11 protein-coding genes are annotated in these 8,009 nt (G+C 63.8%); 4 read left to right on the top strand and 7 right to left on the bottom strand.

Annotation, left to right across the window (positions count from 1 at the left end; translation table 11 throughout):
• The 7 genes from ACJWXQ_RS10465 to ACJWXQ_RS10435 form a co-directional block, all read right to left on the bottom strand.
• Positions 1-716, bottom strand: a 716-nt coding sequence (locus tag ACJWXQ_RS10465) for a citrate/2-methylcitrate synthase (RefSeq protein WP_406672781.1), incomplete at its 3' end; no start/stop codon positions are given.
• 359 nt (positions 717-1,075) lie between these two features.
• Positions 1,076-1,285: a 50S ribosomal protein L31 gene (gene rpmE, locus ACJWXQ_RS10460; protein WP_346051489.1), complete on the bottom strand. Its 210-nt coding sequence runs from the start codon at positions 1,283-1,285 to the stop codon at positions 1,076-1,078.
• A gap of 425 nt (positions 1,286-1,710) precedes the next feature.
• Positions 1,711-1,902 carry a CPXCG motif-containing cysteine-rich protein gene (locus ACJWXQ_RS10455; protein ID WP_346051487.1) on the bottom strand — a complete coding sequence of 64 codons (192 nt, stop codon included), beginning with the start codon at positions 1,900-1,902 and terminating at the stop codon, positions 1,711-1,713.
• A 4-nt stretch (positions 1,903-1,906) separates the two neighbouring features.
• The gene (gene hemW / locus ACJWXQ_RS10450; protein ID WP_406672780.1) at positions 1,907-3,106 is read right to left on the bottom strand and encodes a radical SAM family heme chaperone HemW; all 1,200 of its coding nucleotides are present in this window, start codon (positions 3,104-3,106) and stop codon (positions 1,907-1,909) included.
• On the bottom strand, positions 3,103-3,708 hold the full coding sequence (rdgB, locus tag ACJWXQ_RS10445; protein ID WP_346051483.1) for an RdgB/HAM1 family non-canonical purine NTP pyrophosphatase: 606 nt from the start codon (positions 3,706-3,708) through the stop codon (positions 3,103-3,105). Before rdgB ends, hemW begins: the two co-directional genes overlap by 4 nt.
• Before the next feature lie 25 nt (positions 3,709-3,733).
• Positions 3,734-4,456, bottom strand: coding sequence for a ribonuclease PH (gene rph / locus ACJWXQ_RS10440; protein WP_406672779.1), 723 nt, complete (start codon positions 4,454-4,456; stop codon positions 3,734-3,736).
• 50 nt (positions 4,457-4,506) lie between these two features.
• Positions 4,507-5,256, bottom strand: a complete 750-nt coding sequence (locus ACJWXQ_RS10435; protein ID WP_346051479.1) for a protein phosphatase 2C domain-containing protein — start codon at positions 5,254-5,256, stop codon at positions 4,507-4,509.
• Between the two features lie 177 nt (positions 5,257-5,433).
• Here ACJWXQ_RS10435 and ACJWXQ_RS10430 point away from each other — a divergent pair, with 177 nt between their 5' ends.
• The 4 genes from ACJWXQ_RS10430 to ACJWXQ_RS10415 form a co-directional block, all read left to right on the top strand.
• Positions 5,434-6,300, top strand: coding sequence for a YicC/YloC family endoribonuclease (locus ACJWXQ_RS10430; RefSeq protein ID WP_406672778.1), 867 nt, complete (start codon positions 5,434-5,436; stop codon positions 6,298-6,300).
• 8 nt (positions 6,301-6,308) lie between these two features.
• The gene (gene gmk / locus ACJWXQ_RS10425; RefSeq protein WP_346051475.1) at positions 6,309-6,935 is read left to right on the top strand and encodes a guanylate kinase; all 627 of its coding nucleotides are present in this window, start codon (positions 6,309-6,311) and stop codon (positions 6,933-6,935) included.
• 152 nt (positions 6,936-7,087) lie between these two features.
• Complete coding sequence (gene rpoZ / locus ACJWXQ_RS10420; RefSeq protein WP_346051473.1) at positions 7,088-7,390, top strand: DNA-directed RNA polymerase subunit omega; 303 nt, start codon at positions 7,088-7,090, stop codon at positions 7,388-7,390.
• Between the two features lie 25 nt (positions 7,391-7,415).
• Positions 7,416-8,009, top strand: a 594-nt coding sequence (locus ACJWXQ_RS10415) for an HD domain-containing protein (RefSeq protein ID WP_406672777.1), incomplete at its 3' end; no start/stop codon positions are given.

Here is an 8,009-nt window from a genome sequence, read left to right as displayed (position 1 = left end):
GAGGTGGAGGCATTCTGTTCATGATCCGCATGCAGAATGAAGAGCAGGTCCAGCGCTTCCGCCGCTACCGGGTCGGGCGAATAGGCTTCCGCCGGGACCGAGAAGAACATGTGCAGCAGGTTGGAGCAGTAGCCCAGATGGTTCTGGGGATACATGAAGGGCTGACCGATGGAATGCTTGTAGGCCGCCGCCGCGATGGTCGGCATCTTGGCGATGATGCGGTGGGCAAACACATCACGCTGTTCCGGGTCCCGCATGGCATTCTGATCGTGATAGAAGGCGGACAGGGAGCCGACCACGCCGGTCATCATGGCCATGGGGTGGGCATCATAATGGAAGCCGTTGAAGAAGCGCAGCAGCGATTCATTCAGCATGGTGTGATAGAGAATGGACTGCTTGAAGCCCTCCAGTGTTTCCCGGCTGGGCAGTTCCCCGTACATGAGGAGGTAGGAGACCTCAAGGAAGCTGGACTGCTCCGCCAGCTGCTCAATGGGGTAGCCACGATAGAGGAGTTGGCCCTTCTCGCCATCGATATAGGTGATGGCGCTCTTGCAGCTGGCAGTGGAGGTGAAACCGGGGTCGTAGGTGAACACGCCTTGCTGACGATACAGCTGGCCAATGTCCACGGTGGCTGGCCCCAGGCTGCCTTCCCGGATGGGCAGATCAACGCTGTCCTCGTTGTCCGGCATGCCCAGCTTGCAGGTCTTCTCGCTCATGGTTCTCTCGCTCCTGTGGAATCCTGGTACCCGATCCTGGGCGCGGTCAGGCCGCCCGGCGTGCAGGCATTCAGCACGCAAACGCAAGAAGAAGGCGGCTTGCTGGTTCGAGCCCGGATCGATTGTCGGGTGCACGCATGGAGAAAGACGCAGAGGCGTCCAGTGTGCCACCCCCGCGACCCGGCCGAAATCGATGACGAAGGGGAACCACGTCGGCGGTGCGGAACCCTCGGGCGTCAGCGTCTGCGCGACTGGCGCGCAGGTCTCCCCGGGTCGGGCGCCCGATTATAGGGCAGATGAGCTGGGAATGACAGGCAGGAAGCAACCACCGGGCGGCTGGCGCCCGGTGGTCAAAAGGATCAGGCGGACTTGCGACCGTACTTGCGGCGGAACTTGTCCACGCGGCCGGCGGTGTCCATGATCTTCTGCTTGCCGGTGTAGAAGGGGTGGCAGGCGGAGCACACTTCGACCTGGAGGTCCTTGCCGAGCGTGGACCGGGTCTTGAAGGTGTTGCCGCAACTGCAAGTCACCGTCACTTCGTTGTATTCGGGATGGATATCCGCTTTCATGGCGTTGAAACCCTGGCTGAATCAGGGGCACAGACCGTTGTCGGCACCCGGAAAACTGGAAACGCGGCATTCTAAACCTCCCGACGTTCCGCCGCAAGGCCTGTGGCTATATACGGTCCCCGGGCGCTTAGCGTCACTAGCTTGAGTGGTGTTTGACTTATTGCGGGCAAGTCCACGGCAAGGCAGGGAAAATCCGGTTTTCCACAAAAGCTGTGGATAACTGTGTGGAAGAACTGGGTCAAACCGTCGCAAATGCCCGTGCGGGCAAGCCCTTCCTTATTTCGGTCACTAAATGGCCACCAGAAAAAACACTGATATTTCAGTCAGTTGACATTCCCGAGTGAATGCAGTCTGCACAGGCTGCGCAGGATCTTCAGGCCGCCGGAATGGACGATAAGGATGTGAATAAAATGCCAAGGCTGGACCTAATGGGCCCGCTCGGCCGTCACTTGCCAGCCCCCGCTGCCGTCCGGCTGAGCCTCCAGGTTCATGGGGTGGCAGCAAACCGGGCAGTCTTCCATCCATTGACCGGCTTCCGCATCCGCATCAATGAATATTTCCACCGCTTCCAGGCACCAGGGGCATTGCAGGCTGACGGTGGCGAACTTGCTGCTCATGGGCTTATGTCCCTTTCGGCAGAAAACGGGCCTGACATTCATTGAGCAAATCCAGACCCCGTTCACTGGGCCGCCAGTGCTCACCGGAGGCATCTGTCTCCATCAGGCCGTCGGCCGCCAAGGAGCGCAGACCCGGGCGGGCCAGATCGGGATCGAGCCCGGTTCGCTCCCGGAACAGCTCGAGACTGAAGCCGTCAACCAGACGCAGGGCATTGAGCATGAACTCGAACAAGCGGTTGTCGGTGGACAGGGCGTGGCGAGATACCTCGGCCCCCGCGCCCGCAGTCAGACTCATGAAGCGTTGTGGTACCCGGTGCTTGCGATAACGCCATATCTCGTGACCATCACTGACCTTGCCGTGGGCGCCGGCGCCAATGGCGAGATAGTCGCCGAACTGCCAGTAATTGAGGTTGTGCCGGCAGGCCGAGCCGGGGCGGGCCCAGGCGGAGATCTCGTAGCGCTCCAGGCCGGCGGACTTCATCCGCTCGCTGCAGGCCTGCAGCATGTCCCAGCGCTGATCTTCATCCGGCAGGGCCGGCGGCTGGCTGTGGAAGACGGTGTTGGGTTCAAGGGTGAGCTCATAATGGGACAGGTGGTCCGGCGCCAGTGCCAGGGCGGCTTCCAGGTCGGCCACCGCCGCCTCCGGGCTCTGTGCCGGCAAGCCGTACATCAGATCGAGATTCAACCGCTCGATACCGGCCGCGCGGGCGGCGTCTACCGCTTTCCGCGCCTGCTCGGCGGAATGGATTCGGCCGATGGCTTGCAGTTGCTGATCATTGAAGCTCTGCACACCGATGGACAGGCGATTGACCCCCACCTGGCGAAAATCGCGAAAGCGGGCGGCTTCGGCACTGCCCGGATTGGCTTCAAGGGTGATTTCCGCCGACTGCGCCAGACCGATTCGTCGGTCCACCGCTTCAAGCACGCTGCCGATCGCCTTGCCCGAAAACAGGCTGGGCGTGCCGCCGCCAATGAAAACACTCTCGATTCGCCGCCCACCGGCTCGGTCGGCCTCCAGGCCAAGGTCCGCTTCAAGTGCCGCGACATAGTCCGCTTCCGGCACCGGGCCGCTCAAGGCGTGGGAATTGAAATCGCAATAGGGACATTTGCGCTCACACCAGGGCAGGTGAATGTAGAGGCCCAGGGGCGGATTGAAAGGCGCCGTCATATCGTTGGCACGCTGGGGGGCAGAAATATTACTCATTCAGTTTCGCTGCGCAGCAGGCGCTGAAGCAGGGCCAGGGCCTGGCCCCGGTGGCTGAGCCGGTTCTTTTCCGCCGCCGGCAGCTCCGCCGCGGTGCGATCCTCGCCGTCGGGGAGAAAGACCGGATCATAGCCGAAGCCACCATCCCCCCGCGGCTGCTCGATGATTCGCCCCTGCCATTCCGCCTGGGCAATCAGCGGCAGCGGGTCGTTCACATCTCGGAGCAGGGCCATCACGCAGACAAATCGTGCCTGTCGGCCATCGGCGGGGACCCCGTCCAGGGCCTGGAGCAGCCGCTGGACATTGTCGCTGTCGCTGGCATCGGGGCCAGCATAGCGGGCGGAACGGACGCCGGGCGCGCCGTCCAGGCAATCCACGCACAGCCCGGAGTCATCGGCGAGCGCCGGTCGACCACTGTAGGCGGTGGCATTGCGCGCCTTGATCAGGGCGTTTTCCAGGAAGGTAGCGGCGGTCTCGTCGGCCTCGGGTGTCTGAAAGTCCGATTGCGCCATGACCTGGATGCCGAAGCCTTCCAGCATCCCCTTCAGCTCACCCAGTTTGCCCTGATTGTTGCTGGCCAGGACCAGTTCACGAATCGCCATGAAAAACCTCGTCCACCCTTGCTTGTCAGGAGGCCTGTTCCAGCGCCTGGCGCTGGTGTTCCTGCAGTTCTCGAATCCCCTTGTCGGCCAGGTCGAGCATGGCGTCCAGCTCGCCGCGGCGAAAGGCGTGGCCTTCGGCCGTGCCCTGCACTTCGATGAAGGCACCGGCCTCGTTCATGACCACATTGAGATCGGTTTCCGCGCCGGAATCTTCCGGGTAGTCCAGGTCCAGCACCGGGTGGCCGTCAACGATGCCGGTGGATACGGCGGCAACCTGGCCGTGCATGGGGTTTCGCTTCAGCGCCCCGTTTTCCAGCAGTGTGTTGACGGCGTCTTTCAATGCCACCCAGGCGCCTGTTATGGCGGCGGTACGGGTGCCACCATCGGCCTGCAGCACATCGCAGTCGAGGATGATGGCCCGCTCACCCAGGGCCTCCAGGTCCATGACCGCCCGCAGGGAACGCCCGATCAGGCGCTGAATCTCCAGGGTGCGCCCGCCCTGCTTGCCACGGGCCGCCTCCCGGTCACTGCGGCTGCCGGTGGCGCGGGGCAGCATGCCGTACTCAGCGGTGACCCAGCCGCGACCGCTGCCCCGGAGAAAGCCCGGAACCCGCTCGCTGACACTGGCGGTGCAGATGACCTGCGTGTTACCGAATGTGGACAGTACCGAGCCTTCGGCGTGCATGGTGAAATGGCGTGTCAGACTGATGGGCCTGAGCTGATCGGCTGTGCGGCCGTCATGTCGCATTGACTACTCCTGGTGATTGCGTGTGTCCATTACGTTGATGCTTCACGTGCTTATTCGCCGTGCCAGCGCACAGCGACGGCGGTGATATTGTCGCTTTCCGGGGCCGCGTTGGCTTCCGCCTCCGCTGCCAATTCGTTCAGGCAGGCATCCAGATCCTCCGCCGCGCACAGGCGGTCGGCGACCATCTCCATGTCCAGCGCCCCCCAGAAGCCGTCACTGCAGAGCAGCACCACATCCTGGGGCCTGAGCCGCAGGCGGCGCCTCAGTCGCAAGGCCGGTTCCCCTTCGGGGCCGCCCAGGCAGGAGTCCACCAGATGACGCATGGGGTGGGCCTGGGCTTCTTCATCGCTGATCTGCCCCCGGGTCAGCAGTTCGTCAACCACGCTATGGTCCCGGCTGCGTCTGCGGATCCGGCCGTCCCGGAACAGATAGGCGCGGCTGTCCCCGGCGTGCACCCAGCGCACCGTGTCGCGACTGAGCAGGGCCAATACGCCGGTGGTCCGCGGGGCCTGATCAATGCTGAGGCCCGCGGCCAGCTCTTCCACCTTGCGATGGGCCCGGTGCATGGCGTTCTCCAGAAACTTGACCGGTGCACGCACCAGTTTCCCGGAAGACTTGAATGCCGCTGTCCAGGCGCGCACGGCCGTTTCGGCCGCCAGGGCGCCGTCCTGGTGGCCGCCCATGCCGTCGGCCACGCCCAGCATGACCGCCCGGTCACCCACCATCAGGGTGTAGCGGTCCTGATTGCTCTTGCGATGCCCGGTTCGGGTCACATCGGCGGTCTCGATTTCCAAGGACATTGCCCTTTCTGCTGATACTGGCCGCAGGCCCCGGATCCATCAGGCCACTCCGCCCCGGCGGAGCGCATGGTCTGGCCGCCCGCGCTGGCGTATAATGCCCGGTTTCTCCACGAAATTGCCTATTGTATCAAGCCCGCCGCGCCGGGCTGTTACGTTCGGTGCCCAGGGGGCCTGTCCATGCTCAACAGTATGACCGGTTTTGCGCGCAGCGAAACCCGCAGTGACGCGGGTTTCCTGGTATGGGAGCTGCGCAGCGTCAATCATCGCTACCTGGAAACCAGCTTTCGCCTGCCGGAGGCGCTACGGGCTGCGGAGGGGGAGTTCCGCAAGCAAGTGGAAGCGGCCCTTGCCCGTGGCAAGCTGGATGCGGTCTTGCGCCTGGAGACGGGTGAAGCCGAGACTGCCGGTCTGGAGCTGGATACGGCGGTTGCGGACGATCTGACCCGGGCGGTGGCGGCCATGGCCGAGCGCCTGCCAACGGCCCGCCCCCCCAGTCTGGGGGAATTGCTCAAGTGGCCGGGCCTGGTACGACGGCCGAGCCCGGATCCCGAGGGCTTGAGCCGTGATGCCCAGACGGGCCTTGCCGCCGCCCTGGAGGAGCTCAAGGCCTACCGCGCCCGGGAAGGCGCTCGCACCGCCGAGATGCTGGAAAGCCGCTGTCAGGTGGTGGAGGCCCAGGTGGATCGGGCGCGTGAACGGGTGCCGGCGGTGCTGGCCGGGCTGCGGGAACGCTACCGTCGCCGCCTGGAGACCCTGGACATCGAGGCCGATGAGCAGCGACTGGAACAGGAGCTGGCACTGGTGGCGCAGAAACTGGACGTGGACGAAGAGCTGGATCGGCTTGGCAGTCACGTGGCCGAGTTGCGCGAGGCCATGCAACGCAGCGAGCCGGTGGGCCGGCGTCTGGACTTTCTGATGCAGGAATTCAACCGGGAGGCCAACACCCTGGCCTCCAAGAGTCAGGATAGCGAAGCCACGGCGGCAGCGGTGGAGATGAAGGTCGCCATCGAGCAGATGCGTGAGCAAATTCAGAATGTGGAGTGAACGCGGGCATGGCTAGGGGCAATCTCTGGGTAGTGAGCGCCCCCTCGGGGGCGGGCAAGACCTCCTTGGTGCGGGCGCTGATGGACCGCGAAGCCGGGCTGCGTTTTTCCATTTCCTACACCACCCGCCCGCCGCGGGAAGGGGAAGTGGATGGTGAGGACTACTGCTTTGTTGACGAGGCCCGATTCCGGGAGATGATCGAGGGCGGTGAATTTCTGGAGCATGCCCAGGTCTTCGGCAATCGCTATGGCACCGCCCGCGCCCAGGTGGAGCGTGAGCTGGAGAGTGGTTGCAGCGTCCTGCTGGAGATCGACTGGCAGGGTGCGGAGCAGGTCCGGCGCATGATGCCCGAAGCTCGTAGCATTTTTATCCTGCCGCCGTCCCGCGAAGAGCTGGAAAGTCGGCTGCGGGGACGCGGGACTGACAGCGATGCGGTTATCGAACGGCGTCTGCGCGAGGCTCATGCCGAATTATTGCAATGGTCGAATTTCGATTATGCGATCATCAACGATGATTTTGATCGTGCCCTGCAAGACCTGCGCGGCCTGATTCATGGCCGTGGGGAGGGTCTGGAGGCGGATCGTGAGGCCGTGCGGTCGCTGGCCGACCGCCTGCTGGCGGACACGCCAGCCTGAATCCGGGCGGCCGCCGCGCCGCCCATCTGTCGCGGCAGACTTGGTTTCATCCGGGACTGCCCTAAACTTTTAGTGTAGACACAGAGTCTTAGCATCATGGATGCTTGGATTGACCTGAGGGCTCTGACAATCAGCCGAGAGAAGAGGACGACATGGCTCGAGTAACCATTGAAGATTGTATTGAGAAGTGCAGCAACCAATTCGAACTGGTGCTGCTGGCCACCAAGCGTGCCCGTCAGCTGGAGCGGGGCGCCGATGCCCTGTTGCCGTTGGAAAATGACAAGCCCACGGTAGTCGCCCTGCGCGAGATTGCCGACGGCCTGGTGGATCGGGAAATGCTGGAAGAGCAGGAAGCCCGCGAGGCCAGTGAGGCCATGGCCGCCGAAGCCGCCGCAGCCGCCGAGGAAGCCAGTGAGGCGGCAGCCAAGCAGGGGGACCAGGACGCCAGTCACTGATCCATCTGCCGACAGGAGTGCCGGAATGAGTGATGCCGCCGCCAAATATGTCTCGAGTCGCCGGGCTCGGCGGGCGGTGGGCATCGACGATCTGCTGGGCCGCCTGCGAAGCTATCTGCCCGAGGATCAGGTGGAAACGGTGGAGCAGGCCTTCCAGTTCGGTGCCGAGGCCCATGAGGGGCAGCGGCGCCTGACCGGCGAGCCTTATATCTCCCATCCGGTGGCGGTGGCGGGGATTCTGTCCGAACTGCGGATGGACTATAAGACCCTGATCGCCGCCATTCTCCACGACGTCATCGAGGATACCCCCACCGCCAAGGAAGAAATCGCCGAGCGATTCGGTGAGGACGTGGCCCAGTTGGTGGATGGGGTCAGCAAACTGACCCAGATCCGTTTCCGCTCCAAGGCCGAGGCGCAGGCGGAGAATTTCCGCAAGATGCTCCTGGCCATGGTGGAGGATATCCGCGTCATTCTGGTCAAGCTGGCCGACCGCCTCCACAACATGCGCACCCTGGGCGTCATGCCGCCGGCCAAGCGTCGCCGCATCGCCCGGGAAACGCTGGAAATCTATGCCCCCATTGCCGGGCGACTGGGCATCAATGCCATCCGCCTGGAACTG

Origin of the sequence: Natronospira sp. (assembly GCF_007134575.1) — a bacterium.
GTDB lineage: Bacteria > Pseudomonadota > Gammaproteobacteria > Natronospirales > Natronospiraceae > Natronospira > Natronospira elongata.
This window is presented reverse-complemented; position numbering and strand designations above follow the sequence as displayed.